The sequence below is a fragment of the Leptospira bouyouniensis genome, assembly GCF_004769525.1.
GTDB lineage: Bacteria > Spirochaetota > Leptospiria > Leptospirales > Leptospiraceae > Leptospira_A > Leptospira_A bouyouniensis.
In genome coordinates, this window is the sequence record NZ_RQFT01000011.1 from 346,283 (window position 1) to 372,286 (window position 26,004).

Consider the following 26,004-nt stretch of genomic DNA (forward strand, 5'->3'; position numbering starts at 1 on the left):
CGGCATTCTAATTTATATGGATCAATTCAAATTCCAGTCTCAATTTCCCATTCGTAAAGAAGAGTTATTTCGATTTCATGAAGAACCAATCGGATTTTCTACTTTAATGGGAGCAAACAAAGGCATTCAGATCATACAAAAACCTAACTCACTCGCTGTGGGTGAAATCGCAATTTTTAAAATTCCGATTTTTCCCTTCATATCAATTCAATGGATCGCAAAACATACAAAATACGAAAAAAATATACTATTCCAAGATAACCAAGAAAAAGGACCATTTATCAAATTTTTACATACTCACCGCTTTTTAGATGTAGAAGGAAATTCTAATGAATCCATATTATCCGATGAGATTGAAGTCAATTTTTACTTTTGGCCGATTTCTAAATTTTTTATTTATCCAATGTTATATTTTATGTTTAAGAAAAGACACCAACTAACTGCAAATTACTTTTCCATAAAACATAAATTAATTTTTAGCGGGTATACGAGATCCATAATCAATTAATTGCCGATTGTATTCTTTTTCCATCAGTGGTGACGAGATTAGAAAATCGGCACTCGATCGATTACAGGCCATTGGAATATTATATAATACAGCAATACGTAACAATGCCTTAACATCTGGGTCATGTGGTTGAGCTGAAAGTGGATCCCAAAAAAATACCATAAAATCGATTGCATCTTCTACAATTTTGGCACCGATTTGTTGGTCCCCACCCAGAGGTCCGGAAATAAATCGAAACACTGGTAATCCAATTTGTTCATGGATCAATTTTCCTGTTGTTCCAGTTGCTGAGAGATGGTGTTTGCTTAAGGTTCCTTTATTATACTTTACCCAATCCAATAAATCTTCTTTTCGGTTGTCGTGTGCGATGAGAACGATCTTTTTTGTCGTTTCCATTTTTCTCTGAATTAATACCATAATTTGATAGTTCTTGCCAATATCTAGGATTCAAGGAAAGTTTCCCTGAAATGGTAAATAGTCACCGATTTTTTTGGATCATGTTGATCCTGTGTTTCCATATCCCCTTACTTGGGATTGAACCAATCAAAACGGGTGAGCCAAGGGTAGAGTCCATTTTACCTTCGAAACCAGAATCGGGCTCACCATGGGGTGATGGTAGCCTTTCTGTTGATACATTACCTGTCCTTGACTTCGTAGACGAAAAGAATTCCCAAAAAAGGTGGCAGGATGCGAGTAAAGAATACTCTCTTGCACTAGAAGGATTTGAATCAGGCAAAAAAGGAATCGATAAACGAAGGGAAGAATTCAAAAAGGAAGTTTTTTACGAAGACCGCTATGAGTGGCAAAAACTGTCTCGTAAGGAAAATAAAGAAAAAGAATTTCAAAAACAAATTCATGATCTGAGGTCTCAAACAACATTACGTCTTGTGAAAGCGATGAACCTTCTGGATAAAATTGAGAATCCAAAGGTGAAAGAAAGTGCGGCCTATCTCGATTTAAAATCTGGAATTTACAGAGAATACATAAAACACCAAGAATCATTTAAAAATTATTTGCAAGTCATTGATTTTACAATGCGTTATATCGAAATATCTTCGAAGAATGAAATGGAAGCCGAGCCACACCGTTTGCTTGCACTTTCCTATGAAAAAATGGAACAAACGGCGCAACGTTCTAAAAACCAAGAACTCTATTACGAATTTAAAGAATTAAAGAAAAAACACTTATTACGATTTGCGGAATTACATTATGGCCGCGAATCAAAAGAATACGCGACCATAGAAGAAAAAGTTGGAAGGGATTTTTAAGTTTATAAAAGTCCGAGTTTCTTTTTTAAAGCCCGATTCTCTTCTACCAGTTCTTTAATTTCCTGCTCTGTATATTCAAATAGTCGATCTTGCGCTCTTAAAATTTTATCTAAGTTCATCTCTTCGATCCTGGAATAGTTTAGAACTTGTTCCGTAGCTTTTTGTAATTCAAGAGCTTGTTTTAATTCTTTTTCTCTCAGTTCGTCAAGTTGTTCGATTGCCTTCACTCTTTCGTGAAGTTCAATGAGTTCTTGGTTTTTCATATCATTTACTTTATCTAATGCGGAATTGATACCAGCTTGAGAACGTTTGACCAGTTCCTCATATTGTAAAATAGAACGTAATGCCTCGTTTTCTTTTTTAGATTCTTCGTATTCTTGGTGTGCTAAGGAAAACACACCTTCAAAAAAACCTACGTTTTCTAAGCAGGAATTTCCTATATCAAGAGCTGCTGCTTTATAAGATTCTGATTGAATGGTTCTGTCCAATATCATTCTAAGTTCCCGTACATGGAGAGGATTCTCCAGTACAAGGTATTTAGGTTGTGTTTGCACCATATCTTGGATTTGATTGGCACCATCTTCGGATGAAATGAGAATTAGTGAAACGAATGGACTCACTTCGAAAGAACTAACAATTTTTGCTTGAATCTCTTTCCATTCTTTGAAGGAAACTTGGAGGAAAAGGATATGGATATCATTTGGTGTGATAGAAATTTGATCCAACTCTGACAATCCAATTTGATTGACTTGGATCTTGATTTTTGAATGTTTCCAAAGCTCCACGGGAAACGGTCGGCCCTGGGAAAGATTCCAAATATACGAAGTTTTCAAACCCGATCTCCTAAATGACAACTACACTCTATGGGACCGTAAACAATGGAATTTTCTAGCAAATTTTGTATTATTTTTTCTTTTGAAAGCGATTTTTTATCAATTCCCATTTCTCTTCCCATTTGTCCCTCATACGGAAATAAAAACCCAATTTTTTGCGAATCGATTCTGGCAATTTTGCATCGGTTCTTGAAATCATGATATAAATGGAAAGAGTAGCGATGACAATATTTGCCGACCAAGGTCCAACCCAATCAGGAACATTTTCTTTATAAGAGATGCCAGAACCAAAAATAAAAAATGTATAGTAAACGAGTAAAAAAATAACGGCAAGTGTAAAACTCATACCTTTCCCAGATCGTTTGACAACAAGACCTAAAGGGAACGACAAAAAGAAAAAGATCTGACAGGATAAGGGAGTCGCAAATCGTTTATGAATTTCAACATTAAATCCAGTTAACGTTTTTTTGGATTCATTTAAGAGTTCGGATAACTGTGTGAAAAGAGCAAACTTTTGAGCCATCTCTTCTTGGTTTCCAGAGTTGGCTCCCATTATAATTTCATATTTAAATTGTTCTACCATTTGTTTGAGTCCACCAACACCTTTGATAGACAAACCATATTCTTTCAAAATCTCAAGACCTGGAATTTTTTCTAAACCTTCAGATTCAATCGCATTTCGAATTTCAATTAACATTGGTAAGGAGAATGTATCTGGTTTAACATTGATACTTAAAGTTTTGGTTTCCTTTTTTGCAGGAGTATTGTAGTCCATTTCTCCATTCATAAAATTTGTAACACCAATCGCATTGGTTTCAGGATCCCATTCGATCACGTACCCTTTTTTTAATCGTACTGATTTTTCGTATTCACCAACAGAATTCTTTTTTTCTACCAGTAAACCCTCTTTTGCATTGATGATTTGTAACATCTTCGAACCACCCATAGGAACTGCTAAATTATTCACCATGATAAAGTCTGATCCGCTAGCAGAAATAGCCCATTCTCGAATTTGTATATTACTTAAATTTCCATCTTCATCCACACCACCCGAGTACATCGTCCGTCCCTTTTCTGAGAAAAAATCTTGAGTTTTGTCTCCTGAAAATTGGCCAGGTTGGATTGCTAATAATGGATTGTATGTTGCAATCCAGTTGTCAAAATCTTTCATCTTACGAGTGTTTTCTGGTCCTAAATAAAAATTTAAGTAACCAACAATCAAAGTCATAAGAAAACCAAATACTAAAAAGTTACTATAGATATAAGGGAACGAAACTCCAGAAGCCCGCATCGCTGTGATTTCTGAATCTCCAGACAAACGACCTGCTGCCATAATTCCAGACATTAAACATGCCATAGGAATTGTCATTGGAAGTGTGTTACCAAAAACATACCCCATATAATCCAAAAGTCGAAAAAAATCGACACCCTTACCAACAAAGAGTCCGATCATTTTCTGAATGGCAACTGCCATATAAATCATGGTAAAAAACGAAAGAGCAACAAGGAACGGACTTAATATCTCTTTTAAAATATATATCCTTAATATAGAAGGTTTGAACCGTTTCCACTTACCTAAACGATCTGTATCCACCATAAAATCTGGCGGTAAATCATCCTTGGAATGGACCCTAACAGTCCTTAGGTCAACTGGTTTAGACAATCAATTTCCCTTTGAGAGTTGCACTTGTCGCCTGTTCAATTTGAACATTTACCGTTTTCCCGATCCAATCCGAAAGGTTTTCTGACATTCCCTCTGGAATCGGAAATACTACCATTCTTCCACAGTGGGATCGACCACATAACTCCTGTTTTGATTTTTTAGAGGTGTTTTCAATGAGTATCGAAAAGACCTTCCCAATTTTTGAAACATTCTTCTCTAAAGATATTTTCGTTTGGAGTTCAACAAGTTCAATAAGTCGTCTACTTTTGACTTCTTCAGGAACATCATCAATAAACTTTCGCTTAGCGATAGTCCCTTCTCTTTCAGAATATTTGAACATATATGACATGTCAAATTTCACTTTTTTCACAACTTCAAGAGTTTCCAAAAATTCTTCCTCAGTTTCGCCAGGGAATCCAACGATTATGTCCGATGTAATTCCGATATCCGGTATTACCGATTGAATTTTCGCAACTAAGTCCAAATATTCTTCCTTAGTATAACTTCGTTTCATATCCATTAATACTTTGGAACTACCTGCTTGTAAGGGCATATGGATTTGTGATGAAAACCTATCTTCCTTCGCCATAAGTGAGATCAGATGATCAGGAAAATCTTTTGGATGCGGACTTGTAAACCTTACTCTTTCAATTGTTGTTTGTTTTAGAATTTCTTCAACCAATGCACAGAAATCATAAGATTCATACGAATAACTATTGACATTTTGACCAAGGAGGGTGACCTGTTTTACACCCATTTCTTGTAATTCTTTGATTTCATGGATAATTGACTTCGGTTCCCTGCTCCTTTCTCTACCTCTCGTATAAGGAACCACACAAAATGTACAGAAGTTATTACATCCTCGCATAATGGTAACGAAAGCTTGTATCCCATTCACTACTTTTGGTTCTAATTCATCATAGGTTTCCGTTCTAGACAACCTTGTCAGTTGGACATCCTTTTCGCCTTTTCTAATATTTTGGATGAGCTCGGGTAAAGTTCGATAATTATCTGGACCAACAATCAAATCTAAAGGTAATTCTTGGTGGAATAAATCTTCTCCCAAATTTTGTGCCATACAACCTAACACACCTATGACTAAATTAGGATTTTTTTTCTTAAGATAACCTAACGATTGCAATCTGCCATAGATTTTCGCATGTGCATTTTCCCGAACGGCACATGTGTTTAAAAAAATAATATCACTTTCTTCCACCACATTCGTAGTTTCATAATTTTCTTTTCGGAAAAGTTCCTTTACAATGCCTGAGTCATACTCGTTCATTTGGCAGCCGTAGGTCTCTACGTAGACCTTTCCCAATTGTATTTGGGGGGTGATTTCTAGGCTTTCAGTCAAGGTAGGGTTCATAATGATATGTTTTCCTACGAAAATTCCTTGTAAAGCAAAGAAGGAGGGTACCAAAAGGGTATATGCCGAGTACAAAACGGGAAACCTATTATGAAATTCTTGGAATTTCCAGAAATTCTTCATTGGATGCCACAACGGATGTGTATTTACGTGAAATCTCATTCTGGGAACGCATCGCAAGTGCCGGGAGCCCAGAAGCTAACGAAAAGATCCTCGAACTTACAAAGGCTTATTTAACTCTATCAGACCCTAAAAAACGTGCTGAGTATGATTCCGAATTGGATTTTGATTTTGTATTACTCGATGGCAAAGCAAAAGACCCTGAGATCGAAGAAGCATACGACTTGTATCGATTGGGTCATAAAAAATCGTATCAAGAAGTTCTAAGTGAATTCACAAAATTTCGGATGGAAATGGGAGATACACTTTGGGTCTTAAAAAAAACAACCGTCTACTTGGTGATTAATTTACTTTTGTATTCCGGGATTGTATTATTCCAATCCCTCTACCAAAACAATGATGAAGTGAATCAAAAAGAAAACGAATTCTATTTCAATTTATTTTCTCTACTGTTTTTAGCTTCAAGTGTGATTGGTTACCTTTTCTTTCGTTTCCAATACCTCCCCAAAGAATTACAAAAAAGAAAAAACAAACGTGATTAACGTATTAGTTTCGGAAAAAGTATCGGTAATAAATTGGGAAAACAAGCACCACTTAAGTGTAAAGAATCTACAAAATCTTTACACTTCCAATTAGGGTCAGTATTTGGATCGATGACATAAAATTTTGAATTTGGTACATTTGAAACAGCTTGTATTTCTTTCCTAATTTCTGAATTGAAATGATCAAGTAATCCATCTGTTTGCATCCTACGACGCAAAGCCTCCGATACAACAGGAAAATAAACAATGACAGGAATTCCCGTTCCTTGCATGAGCTTTAACATTTTTTTAAAGAAATAAACCTGTGTCGGAGCTAACGTAGTACCTCGTAGGTATTGGTTATACATTGCCTCTGCATCTCTCTCTAAAAATAAATCCATATTAGCAAATTTAATTTCGTTTGGCAATGCTCCAAACTTCACTCGATTAACTAATTTGATTTTCTCAATATAAGCACGTTTATGTTCCTTACCAGTCATCCCCGATGTAATTCCTGGTAAAAATCCAATTTCGATTTCTTTATTATTTGCTTTAATCGCAGTTGGATCGAGTGGGTATTTATAAAGCGCGAATAATTTCTTTAAAAAATATACTTCGGCTTCATCGATCGAAAAACCATTCGCATTGGTGGACCATGGATCCTTTGTTTTATTTCGAAAAAAATCAATATGTTCTAACACATATACATTGTCATAAGATCCATTTAATGAATAATCAATTGAGGATTTTGAGAAAAGGAGTGGATCTACTTCGATTAATACATAGCGAATTGGTAACTTCGTTTGTAAAATTCTCTCTAACCAATAGGCTTGGAAACTTGGTGGGCCAAAAGGAGCAGCAAAATTGAAAGAGTTTGTGTTTGGAAAAAACTCTTCCAACATTTCTGAATCAAACTCTCCAGAACGAGAACTTCCTAAAATAAGGCCAATTTGTTTGGATGGATCTTTTTTGGATACATCCAACATTACCTCAAATAGATCTTCTTTTAGCTCATAAAATTTTCGTTCAATTTTCTTCCAACTGTATGTATTCTCTACAATGATTGGCAGAAAAAAAAGTTTATCAAATAAAAATAATGTTAGAACTAATACTAATGGGTATAATACAACTGGAAAATTCTTTTTCATATTAGAATTGGAAGTAGATAAACTCCGTTCCCCCTGGTGCCAAATAACCTAACAGAACTGTAATGACAAACGAAAACAAAAACAAAAAGACCAAACTGAATTTTGTGGACCAATGACTTCTAGGAAAACTTAATTTGGTTTGTAAATAGTTTAAGAGAAATGTTAACAATAACGAATATATGATTTTTTCAATTTGAACGATCCTTTCACCGCTTGCATTCGTAAAAAAACGAAATAACATAGAAAAGGCATTGGTAACAGTTGGTGCATTAAAAAAAGGAATCGTCAACACGAAGAATAAAAATGTATAAACTGTTCCTAAAACTTTTTTCCAAAGAATTACCTTTTGTTCTTTCGGTTTATTGATTAAAATCTCAACTTTCCGTTCCAAACTTAAGACAAATCCATGTAAAAAACCCCAAATGATAAAAGTAAAGTTTGCACCATGCCAAAATCCAGCAAGAGTAAACGTAACCACTAAATTTAAGTATCCACGCCATTCAGAAACTCTAGATCCACCCAAAGGAAAATAAATATAATCTTTAATCCAAGTAGCTAGCGTCATGTGCCAACGAGTCCATAATTCACGAACCGATGCTGATAAGTAAGGTGCATGGAAGTTTTCAGGTAAGTTAATTCCTAATAATTTGCCTAAACCACGCGCGAGGTCTGTGTAACCACTGAAATCACAAAAAACTCGAGCCGCATAACCAAACATCACCAAACCATTGGTTACACCATCATAGAGATTTGGATTTTGGAAAACAGGTTCGATGATAGTAGATAAATTATCAGCAATCACTACTTTCTTAAACAATCCAAGGAATACTAAATAATAACCCTCAAACAATTGTTCTTTCTTTGCATTCCACACTTCCAATTGGTAAAAAAATTCACCATGTCGTACAATCGGACCCGCAACCAATTGAGGGAAAAAGAAAATAAAAAGACCAAATTGTAAGAAATTAGGATTTTCATTCGCATTACCGCGTTTGACATCGATTGTATATGCCACCATTTGGAACGTATAAAAACTGATTGCAAGTGGTAATGTAATCGAGTCAAAACCAAATTGAGAATTTAAAAAACTTTGAACAGTGTCATTCGAAAACCAAATACTTCCCGTCATTTGGAAGAGAACAGACCATAAGAAATAAAAATATTTAAAAAGAAATAAGTTTCCAAAATTGATAAATAAGGAAATCGGATACCAAATACTTGCTTTGTTCTTTAGAATCTGCCGATTCATTACATGGTTCAATAGAACGATCACCAAAAAATGGAATGCAAATGGGATCGACCAAGCGGCGTAAAAAACAAAGGACGCCAAAAAAAGGAAAATTAAACGGTATTTACCTCGGATCATCCAATGTAAAACGTAAACAACAAGAAAGAATAAAAGGAAACTAAGGGATGTAAATTTCATTCTAAGATTTCACCAGTTTTTTCATTTATATTTCTCCATCAACCTGAATCACAAGACCTTTTAGATATTCTCCTTCTGGATGATATACAGAATATCCATGGTCCGGGCTTTGTGTTAAATGATGCAAAATTCGCACCTTTTTTTTAACATCTTTAGCTGCACCGAATATAATTTTTTTAAATAGATCAAAAGAAATGTGTTGGGAACAAGAGAAAGTAAAAACGAGTCCACCATCCTTTACTTTTGAAATAGCTCTCATATTAATCTCTTTATAACCTCTACTTGCTTGCATGACAGTGGAAATATTTTTAGTAAATGCAGGTGGATCCAATATGATTATGTCATAAAAATTGGATTCCATTTGTTTTAAGTAATCAAAACAATCTAAAACTAAAGATTTATGTTTTTGTTCTTCGATACAATTTGATAATCCATTTAAAACTAAATTTCTCTCACATAAATCTAATGCTTGTTTTGAGATATCTAAACTGTGAACGATTTTCGCACCATTTAATATCGCATAAACTGAAAATGCGCCAGAATAAGCAAACGTATTTAAAATTACCTTATCCTTTGAATATTTTCCTAGCAAAGATCGGTTTTCTCTTTGGTCTAGAAAAAATCCAGTTTTTTGTCCTTTGGTACTATCAGCAATAAACTGAATTCCATTTTCTTTGAAAATGGTTTCGGATGCATTACCTTTGTAAAAGATAACCTCTTCTGTTTTTTTAGAATCAGCTTTCTCCCGTTTTTCTAAAATAACTTCGAAACCTATTTCGTCCAAAAATGACACAAGATATTCTTGTAACCGAAGAGCTCCTGCAGTTTTTAATTGTAAAACAGCTGTCCTTTCATAGACATCGACAATGATTCCTGGAACACCATCTCCCTCTGAATGGAACAATCGAAATCCAGTTGTGTCTTTGGGTAATAAATCTTTTTTCTGTTGTAAAATGGATTTCCATTTGGAAAACCAATACTCTTTTTCATTGCCGTCTTGGTTTGGATCAAAAGAGAACAAACGGACCCGGATCTGACTTCCCGAATCAAAATGGCCAAAGGCAAGAAATTTTCCATCAAAACTATGGACAGCAACAGTATCTCCAGATGTAATTCCTTTTCCTACAGATTCTATTGCGCCGGAAAAAATCCAAGGATGAAAATTTAATACAGCTTTTTCTTTATTCTTCTTTAAACGAATGACCATTCTTCATCCAATTGCATTTACGAATTGTTTAGGGTAAAAATTCCCCCACGTAAATATGATTAAAAAGTTACTGATTGTTCTTGTCTTTTCTTTTTCCCGAATCGAATCAAGTCCTTCCATTGATTTTACCATTCAAAACGATCCAAAAACAATCCTTTCCCTGGATACCCAGTCCATTGATCCAAACTCAAAATGGTACATTCTAGAAACAGATTTAGAAGAAGAAGTCATTCAAAATATCAATGAAAACAATTTCCATACTTGGGAATGGAAACGAATCAAAATACCAGGCAACTTGTTCTTCAATAGTGAAAATTATATAAAAACTCGCACTGTAATGTTAGCCAAATGGATCGAATTTAATGAAGACAAAAATCTTCAATATAGTTTTCGATTAGGAATTATAAATGATCGGGATAGAACTTATTTCAATGGTAATTTGATCGGAAAAACTGGGGAATGGGACTCACTTATTCCACAAAACTATGACAAGGTGAGAATCTATCCGATTCCAAATCAATTGATACATTCAAACAAAAAAAATCTTTTGTTAGTAAAAATCCAATTATATTTTAAAAATTCGGGAGGGATTGAACAAGATCAAACATTACTTGGACCAACGAAAGAAATCCAATCACGTTTTTTTAAAGATGAATTTATCAAACTCATCTTTCTTACCATCTATGCAACTGTTGGAGGTTACTTTCTATTTTTATTCATAAGACGTCGCAAAGATAGAGAAAATTTGTTTTTTTCATTATTTTCTTTCGCATTTGTGTTTTATAATTTTTTGCGTAATCAATTGAAATATGAATTGGGATTTCCTTTTTTGGAAATGAAGAAAGTGGAATACTTAATCATTTTACTATTGATACCTTTTATGTATCATTTTCTTCGGACATTATTTAATGAAAGGTATAGTATTTTTGGCAAAATTTTAGATAGTTTTCAACTTTGCATCTTTGTATTCTTTTTCTTTTCATCTAACATTGAAATTTTGAACTTCACATTAGCCAATTTTGTGCAACCTACCTGGATCATTTATGTGATTTTAATTTTTACAATTTTAATCAGAAATTTAAAAAAGAAAGAAAAACGCGCAATTTATATAACCGTTGGAATCACCATCGTATTAATTGCAGCGATCATAGACACAGCAACGAACCGAAATTACTGGGTATTCCCACGTATCATGGGATATGCATTTTTATTCTTTAATATATCTCTTGCGATCATACTCGCAAATTCATTTGTAAAATTAAATGAAGAAGTTGAAGATCTAAATAAAAACTTAGAAAAAAAAGTAGAGGAACGTACAGATGCACTCAATGAATCGTTAAATCAATTACAAATTCTTAAAGAAAGACAAGATGGGGACTACTTTTTAACATCCCTTCTCATCCAACCATTAGCAAGAATTCAAAATCGTATTCCTTCCATTCAATTTGAATCCTACATAAATCAAAAAAAGAAATTCCATTTTAGGGGAAAAAACGGTGAAATAGGTGGAGATATTTGTATCGTAGGTCCTCTCACTTTGGATTCAGGTGAGTATACTGTCTTTGCCAATGCCGATGCAATGGGAAAATCGATCCAAGGTGCAGGTGGTGCACTTGTCCTAGGAGTGGTATTCCAAGCTGTTTTATCACGAGTAAAATCAAATGATACCAAAAAAAGACCTCCAGAACTTTGGCTAAAGGACTTATACATTGAACTTCAATCTGTTTTTGCTAGCTTCGATGGTTCCATGTTATCCAGTGTTGTACTTGGGATGGTAGGAGGAAATGGATTCGTATATTACATAAATGCGGAGCACCCATGGAGCATATTATACCGAGATGGAGTTTCCTCTTTTATCGAAACTGAACTTTCCATGCGTAAATTAGGTTTCCCAAAAAATAATACCCATTTTCAAATCAAAACATTTGCACTTTTAGATGGAGATATTCTCATCATTGGGTCTGACGGACGAGATGATATAGGAATCTACAACGGAACAGAAATTCGAAATATCAACGAAGATGAAACTTTAATCTTAAGATTCGTTGAAAGATCAGAAGGAAATTTATTAAAACTTGTTAAAGAAATTGAAGAGAATGGCGAAATCACCGATGACATTTCTTTTTTGAAGATTACCTACCACTCTACTAACAAAAATATAACTATATCTGAATCAATCCGTACAAAATTTCTAAACATTCAATCAGAAGTAAAAAAAGGAAATGAAAAACAAGCATTATCAGACATTCTATCTCTCATTGAAGAAGCAGCTCACCCAAACTTCCATTCATTAGCAGGAAAAATTTATTTTCAAAATAAAGAATGGGAAAAAGCAATTCTACATTTTAAAAAATCTTTAGAGGGAAATCCTTCTAAAGAAAACTATCTCTATATGATTGCGAAAGCTGAATATCTGCTTGGAAGGTTAACCGAAGCAGTAGTTTGGAGCGAAAGGTTATTTTTAAGAAACAAATTCAATCAGAAAAATACAAAACTCTTTTTTCATTTGTTAGACAGAATGGAACAATATGATAAAAAGAATTTTTATTTAGATTTTCTTAATATTAGTAACGCAGAAAGTAAAGTATAACAAGTAACCCTAAAAAGATTCTGTAAACTCCAAAGGAAATAAAACTTCGCCTTCTGATGAATGCCATAAAAAGTCTTATGATAAAATAACAAATGATAAATGAAACTATACTTCCAAATAGTAAGAGTCCAATTGTTTCAGAATTTAAAATTTGCCTATGTTTATATAATTTATAAATACCAGCTAAAGTTAGTACAGGAATTGCTAGAAAAAAGGAATATTCAGCGCTATCTTTTTTGGAAATTCCCAATGTCCGTGCGGATATAATTGTAGCAGCAGAACGCGATACACCTGGAATGAGTGCAAAACATTGCAATAATCCAACGATGATTGATTCTTTCAGTCCAATTGTCTTACCACTACTCTCATCTAAGTGTCTTTTTTCAACAATCACCATGATGAGCCCTCCAACAAACCAAGACAGACCTAAGATTAGGAGTAAGTCAGATCTCATTTTGATTTGGTTTAGTTGGGATTTAAAAAGAAAACCAAGTATCAAAATTGGTAAAATTCCAATAAATAAATTCAAATAAAATTGAAAACCATTTCGATCTGTTGTTTTCTTGAGTCCAAACTTTATGGCAGTAATCAAATGGTTTGATAATGTTTTAAAATAAAGTACAACGACCGAAAGAATTGCACCTGTTTGAATGAAAATATCAAACAAATCTTCAAAGTCTTCATGTGGAACAGAAAGGTTTTGAAAGGGAAAAAAATAACTAAACAAAAACAAATGGCCAGTTGATGAAACTGGCAAAAATTCCGTGGCAGCTTCAATGATGCCACGTAAAAATGCATTTAAAGTATTATCCATTCAAACTTAGTTATTTGGAGCTGGTGTAGGTGCCGGTTCTTCTACTTTTTTCTTTGGAGCAAGGTATGCATCCAAATCAAATTTTTCGTTTCGTTTGATACTTACTTCTTCCTTGATCCTTTCCACAACTAATGGTAAGTATTCTCTGGTTTGCATTTGTTTTAACTGGGCTTTTGCAAATGTTTTACATTTGTCGATCGTTAGATTAAAATTACGATCTAACTTTCTCATCCTCTCGCATTCTGCTAAAGCTTGTTCTTCAGTTATTTGGATTTTTTTCTCCACTTGTTCTGAAACATACATTTGTGCGATAGTTTGCATTTCAACTTGTTTGATCACTTCCGCTACATCTGGTCTTGAGATAAATCCATTCTTCTCAGCTACGAGGCGTGTCATAATCATCTGGCGATAGGTTTGGTAGAAATTTTTCTTTTGGAGTTGGTAATTGAGATCTTGGAAATTGGGAGGTACTTCATTGATGTCTTTTTCAATGAATTCTAGGAGAGTTTTTTTCTCAATATTTTGTAAACGACTGATTGAATCAAGCGCTGTATCATAAGCAGCTTCGAAATCTTTAACAGTAATTTTATGGTTGTCTAAGGTTTCAATGACCGGTGAGGAGTCAGAACACTGTACTAGGGCAAAAGATGCCAAAAACACAAACAAAGGAAGGATTTTTTTCATATTATTTTAGTGCCAAAATAGATTTGAGATGATGGTTTCTCGAATTCTCTCGATGTCTATCTTTTTTTCCCAACCAGAACTTGATTCCTTAGCTTAAAATTTAAGCTGCCAAAAACTCCAAAATGGCTAGGAGTTTTTTAATTTTTTTAAGGTCATCTTTTTCTAAATTCGTATAACGAAGTACAGACGGCTCTGATGGAGAAATTATGAGACCTTTAAATTGGCTCATAGCTTGGATCACAAGGTTTGGATTCCCTCGGAAGTATGTTCCACATTTAAATAAAATTTCCTCTGGTTTTTCGGTCACAAATTCAAATCCCAAATTGGAAGCTAAGGTCCGTATTTTTTCAAGTTCCACAAAGGTCTTAGCAATTTGCGGAAGTTCTCCAAATCTGTCTTCCATCTCCATTGCGAGTTCCTCAATTTCATCCAAATTTGCGGAACCTTCAAATCGTTTATAAAACTCAATTTTTTGTTTTGTATCAGGTATGTATTCATCTGGTAGATAAAAATTAGTTTTTAAATTCACCGCTGTTCGAACTTCGACCCTAATTTCTTCGCCTTTGATACGAGAAATGGCCTCTTCTAACATTTTCACATAAAGATCAAATCCAACTTCCATAATATCGCCGGACTGTTCTTTCCCAAGTAAATTCCCTGCCCCTCGGATTTCTAAATCACGCATGGCTACTTTGAAACCAGAACCTAACTCCTGATATTCAAAAATCGTGTTCAATCGTTTTTCCGCAAGTTCAGTCATTAGTTTTTTGGAAGGATAAAACATATAAGCAGAGGCTTTTCGATCAGACCTACCGACACGACCTCGAATTTGGTATAACTGTGATAAACCAAACATGTCCGCTCGTTTTACAATAAGCGTATTAACATTTGGCATATCAATCCCTGATTCAATGATTGTCGTTGTAACTAGAATATCGTATTTTCTTTCATAAAAATCTACAAGTGTTTCTTCAATCTCATCCTCTGTCAATTGACCATGAAGGATACCAACGGATACTTCCGGAACTAAGGACCTAACGTAAGATGCTTCTTCTTCAATGGATTCCACTCGGTTGTACAAATAAAAAACTTGGCCACCCCTCTCAATTTCTTTTCGAATCGCTTCTTGGATCAATGTATCATCCTCTTCCAAAACATAGGTTTCTACACTTTGTCTGTTTTTAGGAGCAGTTGAGATAATAGATAATTCCCGAATTCCAGTAAGCGCCATGTGTAAAGTTCTCGGTATAGGTGTTGCTGTTAGAGTCAAAACATCCACGAGGTTTTTAAATTTTTTAATTGATTCTTTATGTGTAACACCAAACTTTTGTTCTTCGTCAATAATCAGTAAACCCAAATTCTTAGGTTTCACCTTAGAAGAAAGAATTGCATGGGTTCCAATTAACATGTCAATTTTACCTTCTGTAAAATTCTTTAAGTCATCTCTAATCTCAGAAGGGGAACGAAATCTAGAAACGAATGCTATTTTGATTGGATAGTTTTCATATCTTTGTTTAAATGTATTAAAATGTTGAAGTGAAAGGATTGTCGTTGGTGTAAGTAACATCACTTGTTTTCCCGCCATGATAACCTTAAAGGCAGCACGGATTGCTACTTCTGTTTTTCCATATCCAACGTCACCACAAACCAAGCGATCCATGGGTCTTGATGATTCTAAGTCTTGTTTGACAGCCTCAATGGCTGAAATTTGGTCAGGAGTTTCTTCAAATTCAAAAGCTGCTTCAAATTCTTCCTGCCAAATTGTATCCGGAGGAAAAGCAAAACCATTTAACTTCATTCGATTCGAATAAAGTAACACTAGTTCTTCAGCAAGTTTATCAACGGATTCTTGGACTCTCTCTTTTGCCTTTTTCCAGGAGTTTTTTCCAAGTGTATCTAATTTTGGTGAATCAGTACCTCCAATATATTTTTGAACCAATGAAATCTGGTCCAAAGGAACAAATAAGCTATCCCCACCAGCATATTCTAATTTAAGAAAATCTCTTTCTTTTCCGTCAGCCTTCGTTCTTTCAATTTTGATAAAGCGACCGACTCCATGATTAACATGGACAATATAATCCCCTTCTTTTAAATCAATAAAAGATTCAATCATTTGAGAGGATTGTTTTTTATAACGAGTTTTTCGTTTGTATTGGCGACCGAATAAATCGTTATCCGTAAAAACAAAAATACCTTTTTCAACTAAATGGAATCCACGTTTCAAATCCGATAAAATCAAATGGATACCGGGTCGAATAGAGGAAAAAGGAAATTGTAAAGGTTCCTCTGAATTTTCACCTAACACATTGACCTCAGTCTCAGAGAACAAACCCTTAAGTCTTAACATTTGAGCTAAAAAGGATGAAGTGATAAAAATCGTATGCCCTGGATTCTCAGATAGTAAATCTAAAAAGTGTTCCTTAGCTTCTCGAATTTTCCCGCGGAAACTTTTTACTTCCGTAATAGGTGTATATGAATAATTATGTTTTGCGTTTGGCAATAATGTAAATTGAATTCCTGGCGTGTCTTCTGAAGTTAATGATTTCCATTCGGGACCAAACGATAATAAATCTTCTGGTGGCAAACACAATGCTTCATCTTTTTTCTTTTCAAAAAGGGTATTATATTCCCTTTCCATTCCATAAGATCTTTCTTTTGTTTCATGAAATTTTGGAAAAATTAGAACTGGCGCTTCTGGAAAAAAACTTAAAAAACCATCCTGTTTTCTGATCAGAGGTAAATGTTCTTCGATAATTTCAATTTCAGAATCTATTGGAAGTCTTTTATTAGAATATTCTTTTATTATATTATGATATGATTCTAATTCTTTTTTTGTTACGATTGTTTCATTTGCAGCTGTGATTATAATTTCATCAATTTTACTAATAGATTTTTGAGTATTAGGATCAAATGTTCGAATTTCATCAACAGTATCTCCGAAAAAATCAATTCTTACGGGGTTTGTTAGGAATGGTGTATAAATGTCTAAGATACCACCTTTCAAACTAAAATGTCCGAATTGTTCACAAACTTCTTCGCGGTGGTAACCAAGCTGGATGAGTTCTGATAATAGTAATTCTAAAGGGAAATCAACACCTAATTTTAATGAAATCGATTTCCCTTTTAAACTTTCTTTTTCTGGCAATTTCCTAAGGAATGCGGCAACAGAAGTAACAACCAAACTTCGATTCCCAGCTAAAATTTGGTTGATTGTAAGAATTCGATCTCGTTTCCATTCTGTTTGCCACTTAGTGTATTCGTATGGAATATTTTCGGGACCTGGGAAAAAATAAATTTCTTCCTTATCTACAAAACTTAATAATTCTCGAGAAAAACTTTCAGCTTCTTGGTTAGTTGGTAGTATGACAACAAATGGTTTTTTGGTAATTTTACTTTCATACAATTCACTCGTCACGAAGGAATGTGCCGCTTCTGGGATCCCACTCAGACTCACGAGAGTTTCTTTTGCCTCAGCAAATACTTGTTTTGGTTGGAATGAGCTAACTTCGATTTCTTTTGACATTATAAAAACTTAAGGAGAGACTAATATTTCATTATCGATCAAACGTACATCACCTACAAATACAGCAGTTGCAAGTAATAGTTCACCAGATAATTGGGAAAGTGGTTGCAAAGTAATTGGATCAACGATTTCTAAATAATCAATTTTTACATTTGAACCCGTTAATAAAAAATCAGTTAGAATTTCTTTCCATATTAAAATGTTCTTTTCACCACCATGTAGTGTTTTTTTAGCTAATTGGAACATCCTAGGGATGAGACTTGCTGTTTCCCTATCTTTTGGTGATAACCTTACATTTCTTGAACTCATAGCAAGTCCATCCGCTTCTCTTTTTGTGGGAACTCCAACGATTTGTATGGGAAAATTGAGTTCTGTCACGAGGGCAGATACCACTCGAAATTGTTGATAATCTTTGAGTCCAAAAAAGGCAATATTTGGATCTGTTAGGTGAAAAAGTTTTGATACAACTTGTAAAACCCCTTCGAAATGACCAGGTCTAGTTCTCCCACAAAGAGTAGATTGTAATGAAGGAATGCTCATTTGGATTGGAGTTGTTGATTTTGGATACATTACTTCAACAGAAGGCAAAAATACAAGGTCTACACCATTTTCTTCGCATAACTTCAAATCAGTTTCCGTATTTTTTGGATAGGCTTCAAAATCTTTTGGATCATTAAATTGGGTTGGATTGATAAAAATCGATACGATTGTTTTGGAAACTTGAGATTTGGAAGTTTTTACCAAATCCATATGACCTGCATGGAGTGTTCCCATAGTAGGACAAAAACCAATGGTTTGATTTGATAATTTCCATTCTAATACAATTTTTTTTAGTTCAATAGGATCTGTTACAACTATCATTCGTGTCCCTTTGTTCGAACTTTGACACTTGTTCCATGTTCTTCATCAAGTCCTTCGAGTTCCGACATGAGTTTTACAAAGGGATACAATGTTTCTAAAGATTCTTTAGTTACTTCTTGAAAAGTTACCCGTTTTAAAAACGTATCAACACCCAAGGATGAATAAATACGACTCCCTCTCGCCGTTGGTAAAATGTGATTGGTACCGGAAATATAATCTCCCATTGCCACTGGGGAATAAGGACCAAGAAAAACACTTCCCGCATGATCTATTTTTGAAAAAATGACTTCGTTGTTTTCTGTTTGTATCTCTAAATGTTCTGGCGCAAGTTCATTGGAAAACCAAATACAATCATCAATGTTTGGGAAAACCAAAACAGCTGAATTTTCATAGATAGCTTTTTGTTTCATCTGTAAACGTTTCGGTCTTTCTACAAATGCAATTTCTAATTCTTCGCTGACACGTTTCGCAAGTGTTAGATCCGTTGTGAGTAAGATTGCAGAAGAATCTTCTCCATGTTCTGCTTGGGATAACATATCACAAGCGATCCATTTTGCATTCGCGCTACCATCAGCAATGATACAAACCTCACTTGGTCCTGCAGGACTATCAATGCCGATCAACCCTTGTCCGCTTAAAAAGGATTTGGCGGCGGCAACATAGGCATTCCCTGGTCCAACAATGAATTCTGATTTTGGTACAGACTCCGTACCATAGGCAGCGGCGGCGATTCCTTGTGCTCCGCCAACCGTAACAATCCGGTCGATCTCAAGGATCTGAGCCAACCAAACTAAAATCTCTGGGAGTCCCTCTTTTTGTGGAGGTGTGATGAGTTGGATCGAAGGAACACCTGCAATCTTTGCGGGGATGATACCCATAAGGACACTTGATGGGTACAAAGCCTTTCCACCTGGAGCATAAACAGCAAGCGAAGGGATTGGAGTGTATTTAACACCCAGACGATTACCATCAATGATCTTTGACCAAGATTCCCTTTTTTGAGCCAAATGGAAATCTTCGATATTGGCTTTGGCACGAAGGAAAGCCTCTTTTATTTTAGGATCAATATTTGTTTTGAATTGTTTAGGATCGATTGTAACTTGTGAGAGTTTGATGCCATCAAATTTCTCAGTATAAGACAAAAGGGCTTCGTCTCCCTTGGTTCGCACTGATTCCAAAATTGGTAAAATACGTGTCGTGGCAGCACTTAAATCTTCCCTTGCCCCCAAAAGAAAACGAGAGTATTGATCTTTAGAATTTCGATCACATTGGAGGATAGGAATTGGCATAATTTCAGCATCAAAGGGAGTGCTTCCCTAAACAAGCTTTTTGTCAAAAACGGGATGAGATTTCGATTTGGTATCGGGACCCTATTTCACTTCCAGCTTTTGTTTGAGAAAATCCTGATTCAGTAAACATAGACGCATACACCCTTTGGTTTTCACTTCCTAACGGGAAACCAGGTTCGTAGGTTGCAACATTTCGTTTGGCTGAAAAGTAGGAATCCACCAAATTATAAACTAGGAAAGCACCAAGGATACCCGCACCCACTTGAATTACACCTAACTCAGTTTTTGCGCGGTTAAAACTCGCTTCTGCATTACTTCGATTGAGTAACCATAATACTTGAGTGTCTGCACGTTCCGCAAGTACAGCACCAAGTAAAACTGCTGATTGGTAATCTGATCTGGCACTGATAAAACGATTATAGGAATTGGCATACACGGCTGCTGCAGAAAGGGCAATCACAGGATATACATACAATTTCCAATTTTTCCCATCTATGTATTTTTGTCCCCAACCAGGCACTATCGTTGATCTCCAAAGTGTTGAAAAATAGGGAGTCTCATAATAGTCTTCAGGAATTTCTTTTCGAATGATTCTTTCCTGGCGTTTAGCAAAATTTGCTGCTTTTTCTTTTGAATCCGATAGTACAACTCTTTGTTTGACTGTTAATGTTTTGTTACGTGGATTCTCTAAAACCAAATCATAAATCCCAGTATCTGTATCGGGATCTACCGCAAAAGTTGCTTTTGCCACACCATCGGATTCAATCACAACTTTTTTAGCAGGGATTCGTTTTCCACCAGTGACCATATAAACTTTCATGGGATGGATAAAATCTTTTCCTTCTAATAAAAAAACTTTTTCCTTTTCTTCCTTGGAAACAGAATACACAGAATCTTTAGAAAGTGTTGGAACTCTTGAGACCACTACTTCAAATTTCACCCATTCCGAATAACTTCCAACTTTACCTAATTTATTGATCACAGCCACTCGATGTTCATACACACCAGAAGTATAATTTACCAAATCGTAGCTTGTTCCTTTCACTTTTTCGGATAAAACTAAGTATCCGCTAGAATTTTTAATCTCAAGTACGTAACCAATGGCACCATCTACTTCCATCCAGCGTAACTGGTGTTGTGTGCCCTCTTCTCCGTCAGGTTCTGCAAAAAGAGAAAACGTAAACAAACCAAAAACAAGAAAGAATATAATTTGTTTATTCCACATAGAGGGTCCCTGGAGTGAGAATCTTCGGTACTTTCAACTCAGGCACTGAGATGAAAAAATCTTGTTTGTTTGATACCGATTCCTTTTCCGATCCATCCGAAACTTTATAGAGGGAGGAAACTTCCCAACGAAACCTACCCACATTTAATTTTTGGATTTCGTTCATTTGGAATTTATTAGTCGATATTCTTTCGTTTAATATGATTTTTTCTTTGATGCCAGAAACATCGATAAGTTTCAATCGGTATGCAGAAACTTTTTCAACAGGTTTCCAACTAAAACTGATATAATTTTTTGTAAATAAGTCAATGGTTTCGTTACGAGTTGGAGATAAAAGATTCGGTGGTTCCACATTTGAAACCATCTGAAAATTCCTTGTGACACTCACATTACTTTCACCTTCTAAAGACTTCACACGCCAGTAAAAACGCCCATATTCTTTTGATTTAAATTCATAATAATTACCCACTACGTTTTCTTTTACAATGGTAGTTGCAAAATCCGATTGTTTGGAAACTTCAATTTCATAGTTTGATTTTCCAGTTAATTTTTTCCATTTCAGGATTACGAGGTTACGATCATCCACTTCCACCTCAGCACCTTGGTTCGGTGAAATGAGTTCCATTTCTTCTTTTGCGATCACAGTGAATTGGTATGGTTTTGAATCAAAACTTTGACCACCATTGGACTTACCTTTGACACGCCAAAAGTAAGTCCCAATCCTTAACCCATTACTAAGTTTGAAAAAATTGTTTTTCAGTTTTTCTGACTGTAGAATCGAATTAAAATTACTGTCACTGCTCAATTCCCATTGATAGGAGTCAAAATCCTTATCATCTTTCCAAGAAAAAAACAATTGAGATTTTGTTAGTTCTTCCGCAATCACCTTTCCTTTGTTTGGTTCTAGTAATTCAGGTGGAGTTGTATTTGTTTTTTTTAGTATCTGGAAAGAAACAACTGATGACGTTTTTTCATCAATTCCTTGTAAACTTGATTTTGCCTTAATTTTTGCAAAGTAAGTGCCTTCTTTTAAATTATCAAACGCAAGTGACTGATTCTGCGTTTGTTTTAAAGTCACAATATCAGTGAATCCATTATCTCTGGCAATTTGAACGGTGTAGGAAGAATACAAATCTAGTAAATTCCAAACAAATCTGATCACAGGAATTTCATGCGAAAATGAAATCACTTCACCATTTCTAGGCGATAAAAGTTTCAAAGATGGATCACTTAAAATTCTGAATTGGTATACTTCAGTCACTGCTTTGGTTTGTGAACTAGGATCCGTATATGAGACACGCCAATAATAAGATCCTACATCCAATTTTTTACTCACAGTCGCAGAACTTAATTTTTCACGAATAAGGGATTTTGAAAAATCTGGAAAAAGGGAGACTTCCAAAATTGGATTAGATCGTTTGGATGTATCGTTATTCCAACCAGCAAGGGAAAAGTTGATCCTCTCTTGTCCTGATTCAGAAAAAACATTCTTTCTGTCTTCCGGGGTTACCAATCGAAACAACTGTTTGCCAACCTTCACTCCCGAGTCAGTAACATTGGCGACTTGGTCTTTTCCGATTTTTTCTTCTTTTCCATTCGAAGTAAGCTTCGCTTCCCCTTGGTCTACCTTTATATTCAATTCTGATTTTGTTTTGTCGAGTTTGATATCTCCACTTGAAACTTCCACCGTTTTGTCACCAGCAGTGATGTTCATTTTCATATCGCCCGAAACGACACCCTCTCTCGCTGCTTCGAATGAACCATAAGCAAAATTGATATTGATATTTTTATCAGAAATATCGAGAAGAATCATAGAATTTTCGGAGATATTAATTTTTGTTCCATCATTGAGTGTCAATATAGCATCAGACAATCCTTCTGTACGAATGGTATCTCTGTTTTTGACTTCGGTTTTGGATTCAATCAAATCCCAAACCACAGCGTCGTTGTATTTCCGAAGAACAGTTTTATTTTTAAATGTGATAACACCGATAGTTGGCTCGGTAGAATCATTGGCTCTGAAATTCAAATTTGAATACAATAAAAATGAAAATAACAGGATAAGAAGGAGAAGTCCTGTTACTACAAATTTTGTATCATTTAACAAACGCATGGCAGTTATTTATGTGTCCTCGTAAAAACACCATCCCAATCATTCCCAGGAGAATTGAGAATATATTCTTCACAACGTTCAATAAGCATCTGACTCGATTTATCTTTTGAACCTTTACTCTTTTCAGATTGTTTAAAAAGTTGAATTGCTTTTGTCCAATTTTGGTTTAAGTATTCAGTAAATCCTTCTTCATAGTATTTGGCTGCTTCTATTAAATTTGAAGGAATGATAGATTTATAACCAATTAATTCATGGATTCGTACAGGTTCATTTTTTCCTTTGACACGGACTAAATCTACGTAACGGGTAACCATTTCTTCTTGGATTTTTTCACGAATTGGATCAGTGATGAGAATGTTTACGCCATAATCTTTTCCTGCTGCTTCAAGCCTTGCTGCAAGGTTTACCGTATCACCCATCATCGTATAAGAAGCGAGGGCGTCAGTTCCCATAAACCCAACTTTTGCAGGACCTGAATTGAGTCCAATCCGAGCATCCATCACTTGCGCTTCTTTAGAATACAAATTATTGGTTGTCCAATATTCTCTCAGTTCTTGTAATTTCATCACCATGTCAACACTGGCTCTGGCAGCTTTTAATTCATGGTCAACCACAGGTACTGGCGCGTTAAAAATACCAACGATGGCATCACCAATGTATTTATCCAATACACCTTCATGTTTTTTTAAAAGCAGAGTCATCGCCGAGAGGTATTCATTCAAGAGTGCAGCAAGGTCCGCACTTTTTAATTGTTCTGAGATTGTTGAAAAACTAGCTACATCCGAAAAAAATGCTGTGATATGAGTTTCTGACCCTCGTTTTAAGGCAGCAAGATCCACCATTGCTTCCTGTACCACCACAGGATCGATCATACTTCCGAGAATATTTTTAACCTTTTCTCGTTCTTCCAATCCTTTGCCCATATCGATGAAGTATTTTGTAAGTAAACCTACTTCATCTTGGGTAGTTGGTTTGATCCCAATTTTAAAATTGCCTTTTGCGATTTCTAGCGTAGCACTTAACAGCTGCAATACTGGTTTTGTAATCGTTTTAGAAAAGAAGAATACAAAGATCAATGCAGAACATAATCCAATTCCTGCGATATAAAGATTTGTTCGTTGGCTTTTATAAACATCACCAAACGCCTTTTCTTCCGATACAATGGTAATTACTCCCGCATCAGCAAAACCAATCTTTTGGAAGGAACCCAAATACGTACCTCCCAGTTCTTCATCCAAATAACTCATTTGCCCCGTGCTCGGTGCACTTGTAAGCATCGCCTTCACAATGGGCATATTGGTTAAATCTGTAGCCGCAAGAACCAAATCTTCTTTTGGATGGGCAAGGACAGTTCCTTGTCCGTTTACCATAAAAGTAGTTTCAATTCCTTTTTTCGAAAATGCCCCGATAATTTTTTCTAATTTTACGATAATAACAAGTGCATTGTCTAATTCTCCATTTTCAGCCGTGGGAATCGCAATGGCAAATGAAGGTTCCACAAATCCAGGACTCGAATTGAGTAATACAGTTTGTCCATTAAATGCTTCCGCAAGTGCATCTCTGTTTCGATTGACGACTGCATGAAAATCATCTTCAGTGACTGCACTTTTTTTAAGTTCTTCTTCATTAAACACCTCTCGTTTCATCACAAGTGTGTTTTCTCTTCGTTCAAAAATTCCTAAATAGATAAACTCTTTATCATTTTTGAAAAAGGTTTTGAGGAGTAATTTGCGATCTTCTTCTGGCAGACCTTGTGTTGTGAGTGTGATGGCAATTTGGCGTCCCTTTTCGACAACTCCTAATACATCTGATTTAACCTTTGAGCCAATAATTTCTGCAATGCGAATGTTATTATCACGTAACTGTAGTTCAATGGATCTTTTAAAATAAAAAGAGGCAAAAATAATAATGGAAGCAACTGACAATACAAAAAGAAGGCTAATGACACCCATCATTTTTAATTGAAGTGAAAATTTTGTATTCACTGACGTCTCCGCCAGGTGATTCGGGACATCGGTTGAATTTTGGTTTGTTATGCTTGTCTCTTCTTTTGAAGAATGTTTCTCTTCCTTTATCTTTGAATTCGTTGAATCATCTTCATTCTTATTTAAATCTGAGTTCCCTTCTTCTGATGTTGCAAAGGAGGATTCGATTAAATCATACGGATGATTGGGATCAAGTTCAACCTCATCAGTTTGAACATTCATGACTTGAGATCCATTTGTATGATTTGATTCTTGTAGTGGATTCGAAAATTTCTTTTCAGTTTCTAATTCAGGAATTCCAACTGTAGTAAGTTGTAAGAGTCGGACTTTTGCTTTGCCAGAAACACCCACAAGTTCAAGTGGAGGGAATGATAAACTTTTGGTTTCAATTTCTTTTGATTTTCCATTTGTCATTTCTGGAATGGAACTAGTTTTACCAGTAAGCCCAAATTTGTGAGTGATCCGATCAGGTGAAATTCGATCATCAAAAAGGTATTCAAGTCTTGCAAAAACTGACCTGACTTCCACTTCTAAAGATTTAGGGAAAATAACAAAAAGATTTTTCCCTTCAGTTGCAGAGGCAAGAGACTTCGCTAAATATTTGTTAGATGAAATATTATGAATGGAAACATAAGGGTATTCAAATCGATCATTTTGAAACGAGATCCCCCAAGGAGGTGGTCCAAATCGAAACTCAAGTTCCATCGTCCTTCGCGTTTGGAAGAAAATTGTGATTCCCTCATCGCCCTTCCATGTTTCTAAACTGTCTGGAGTTTCATCCCAGACAAGAAATGTGAGTTTGGACGTTCGAAGGAACGGAATTTCGGCGGAAATTTCTAACATACTGTTTTTAGTAT

Annotated in this window: 18 protein-coding genes and 1 pseudogene; 4 read left to right on the top strand and 15 right to left on the bottom strand. The window is 35.2% G+C overall.

All coding sequences use genetic code 11. The features are described from left to right. The first annotated feature begins 16 nt into the window (after positions 1 to 16). Positions 17 to 508 (top strand): SRPBCC family protein, encoded by a 492-nt coding sequence (locus EHQ43_RS13295; RefSeq protein WP_135754188.1) that lies wholly within the window; start codon positions 17 to 19, stop codon positions 506 to 508. Here EHQ43_RS13295 and EHQ43_RS13300 read toward each other — a convergent pair. Then, positions 470 to 904, bottom strand: coding sequence for a methylglyoxal synthase (locus EHQ43_RS13300; RefSeq protein ID WP_135742091.1), 435 nt, complete (start codon positions 902 to 904; stop codon positions 470 to 472). The genes EHQ43_RS13295 and EHQ43_RS13300 overlap by 39 nt on opposite strands. Positions 905 to 975: 71 nt before the next feature. Here EHQ43_RS13300 and EHQ43_RS13305 point away from each other — a divergent pair, with 71 nt between their 5' ends. Next, positions 976 to 1,776, top strand: a complete 801-nt coding sequence (locus EHQ43_RS13305) for an FcpA-related putative periplasmic flagellar protein (protein WP_135742092.1) — start codon at positions 976 to 978, stop codon at positions 1,774 to 1,776. Between the two features lie 2 nt (positions 1,777 to 1,778). Here EHQ43_RS13305 and EHQ43_RS13310 read toward each other — a convergent pair whose 3' ends face one another. From EHQ43_RS13310 to miaB, 3 genes are all read right to left on the bottom strand, one after another. Further along, the gene (locus EHQ43_RS13310; protein WP_135742093.1) at positions 1,779 to 2,609 is read right to left on the bottom strand and encodes a hypothetical protein; all 831 of its coding nucleotides are present in this window, start codon (positions 2,607 to 2,609) and stop codon (positions 1,779 to 1,781) included. A 70-nt stretch (positions 2,610 to 2,679) separates the two neighbouring features. After that, positions 2,680 to 4,272, bottom strand: coding sequence for an LptF/LptG family permease (locus EHQ43_RS13315; protein WP_135771451.1), 1,593 nt, complete (start codon positions 4,270 to 4,272; stop codon positions 2,680 to 2,682). Continuing rightward, positions 4,265 to 5,641, bottom strand: coding sequence for a tRNA (N6-isopentenyl adenosine(37)-C2)-methylthiotransferase MiaB (gene miaB, locus EHQ43_RS13320; RefSeq protein ID WP_135771452.1), 1,377 nt, complete (start codon positions 5,639 to 5,641; stop codon positions 4,265 to 4,267). The genes EHQ43_RS13315 and miaB overlap by 8 nt, the downstream gene beginning before the upstream one ends. A 62-nt stretch (positions 5,642 to 5,703) precedes the next feature. Between miaB and EHQ43_RS13325 the strand changes: the two genes are divergently transcribed. Next, the gene (locus EHQ43_RS13325) at positions 5,704 to 6,303 is read left to right on the top strand and encodes a J domain-containing protein (protein ID WP_135771453.1); all 600 of its coding nucleotides are present in this window, start codon (positions 5,704 to 5,706) and stop codon (positions 6,301 to 6,303) included. Here EHQ43_RS13325 and EHQ43_RS13330 read toward each other — a convergent pair. Genes EHQ43_RS13330 through EHQ43_RS13340 form a run of 3 tightly spaced genes read right to left on the bottom strand, consistent with a single transcriptional unit; the run spans position 6,300 to position 10,063 of the window. Then, positions 6,300 to 7,430 (bottom strand): DUF1574 domain-containing protein, encoded by a 1,131-nt coding sequence (locus tag EHQ43_RS13330; protein WP_135742097.1) that lies wholly within the window; start codon positions 7,428 to 7,430, stop codon positions 6,300 to 6,302. The two genes, EHQ43_RS13325 and EHQ43_RS13330, sit on opposite strands and share 4 nt — an antisense overlap. A 1-nt stretch (position 7,431) precedes the next feature. Then, a complete protein-coding gene (locus EHQ43_RS13335; RefSeq protein WP_135771454.1) occupies positions 7,432 to 8,856 on the bottom strand; it encodes an MBOAT family O-acyltransferase in 1,425 nt (474 codons plus the stop codon). Between the two features lie 25 nt (positions 8,857 to 8,881). Beyond that, positions 8,882 to 10,063, bottom strand: a complete 1,182-nt coding sequence (locus tag EHQ43_RS13340) for a class I SAM-dependent rRNA methyltransferase (protein ID WP_135771455.1) — start codon at positions 10,061 to 10,063, stop codon at positions 8,882 to 8,884. A 55-nt stretch (positions 10,064 to 10,118) separates the two neighbouring features. On the opposite strand from EHQ43_RS13340, the gene EHQ43_RS13345 reads away from it, so the two are divergent. Next, the gene (locus tag EHQ43_RS13345; RefSeq protein WP_135771456.1) at positions 10,119 to 12,653 is read left to right on the top strand and encodes a 7TM diverse intracellular signaling domain-containing protein; all 2,535 of its coding nucleotides are present in this window, start codon (positions 10,119 to 10,121) and stop codon (positions 12,651 to 12,653) included. Here EHQ43_RS13345 and EHQ43_RS13350 read toward each other — a convergent pair. The 8 genes and pseudogenes from EHQ43_RS13350 to EHQ43_RS13385 form a co-directional block, all read right to left on the bottom strand. Beyond that, on the bottom strand, positions 12,628 to 13,467 hold the full coding sequence (locus tag EHQ43_RS13350) for an undecaprenyl-diphosphate phosphatase (protein ID WP_135771457.1): 840 nt from the start codon (positions 13,465 to 13,467) through the stop codon (positions 12,628 to 12,630). The two genes, EHQ43_RS13345 and EHQ43_RS13350, sit on opposite strands and share 26 nt — an antisense overlap. 6 nt (positions 13,468 to 13,473) lie before the next feature. After that, the gene (locus EHQ43_RS13355; protein ID WP_135742102.1) at positions 13,474 to 14,151 is read right to left on the bottom strand and encodes a lipoprotein LipL31; all 678 of its coding nucleotides are present in this window, start codon (positions 14,149 to 14,151) and stop codon (positions 13,474 to 13,476) included. A gap of 100 nt (positions 14,152 to 14,251) precedes the next feature. Next, a pseudogene (gene mfd / locus EHQ43_RS13360) lies at positions 14,252 to 17,614 on the bottom strand (transcription-repair coupling factor); the annotation flags it as partial. A gap of 69 nt (positions 17,615 to 17,683) precedes the next feature. Beyond that, positions 17,684 to 18,535: a pantoate--beta-alanine ligase gene (gene panC, locus EHQ43_RS13365; RefSeq protein WP_135771459.1), complete on the bottom strand. Its 852-nt coding sequence runs from the start codon at positions 18,533 to 18,535 to the stop codon at positions 17,684 to 17,686. Further along, entirely contained in the window at positions 18,532 to 19,824 is a 1,293-nt protein-coding gene (gene hisD, locus EHQ43_RS13370) for a histidinol dehydrogenase (protein WP_135771460.1), read from the bottom strand. Before hisD ends, panC begins: the two co-directional genes overlap by 4 nt. A gap of 43 nt (positions 19,825 to 19,867) precedes the next feature. Then, complete coding sequence (locus EHQ43_RS13375) at positions 19,868 to 21,049, bottom strand: LIC11435 family protein (protein ID WP_135771461.1); 1,182 nt, start codon at positions 21,047 to 21,049, stop codon at positions 19,868 to 19,870. Next, positions 21,039 to 23,162 carry a FecR domain-containing protein gene (locus EHQ43_RS13380; protein WP_135771462.1) on the bottom strand — a complete coding sequence of 708 codons (2,124 nt, stop codon included), beginning with the start codon at positions 23,160 to 23,162 and terminating at the stop codon, positions 21,039 to 21,041. Before EHQ43_RS13380 ends, EHQ43_RS13375 begins: the two co-directional genes overlap by 11 nt. Before the next feature lie 5 nt (positions 23,163 to 23,167). After that, positions 23,168 to 25,990, bottom strand: coding sequence for an adenylate/guanylate cyclase domain-containing protein (locus EHQ43_RS13385; RefSeq protein WP_135771463.1), 2,823 nt, complete (start codon positions 25,988 to 25,990; stop codon positions 23,168 to 23,170). Positions 25,991 to 26,004: the final 14 nt, after the last annotated feature.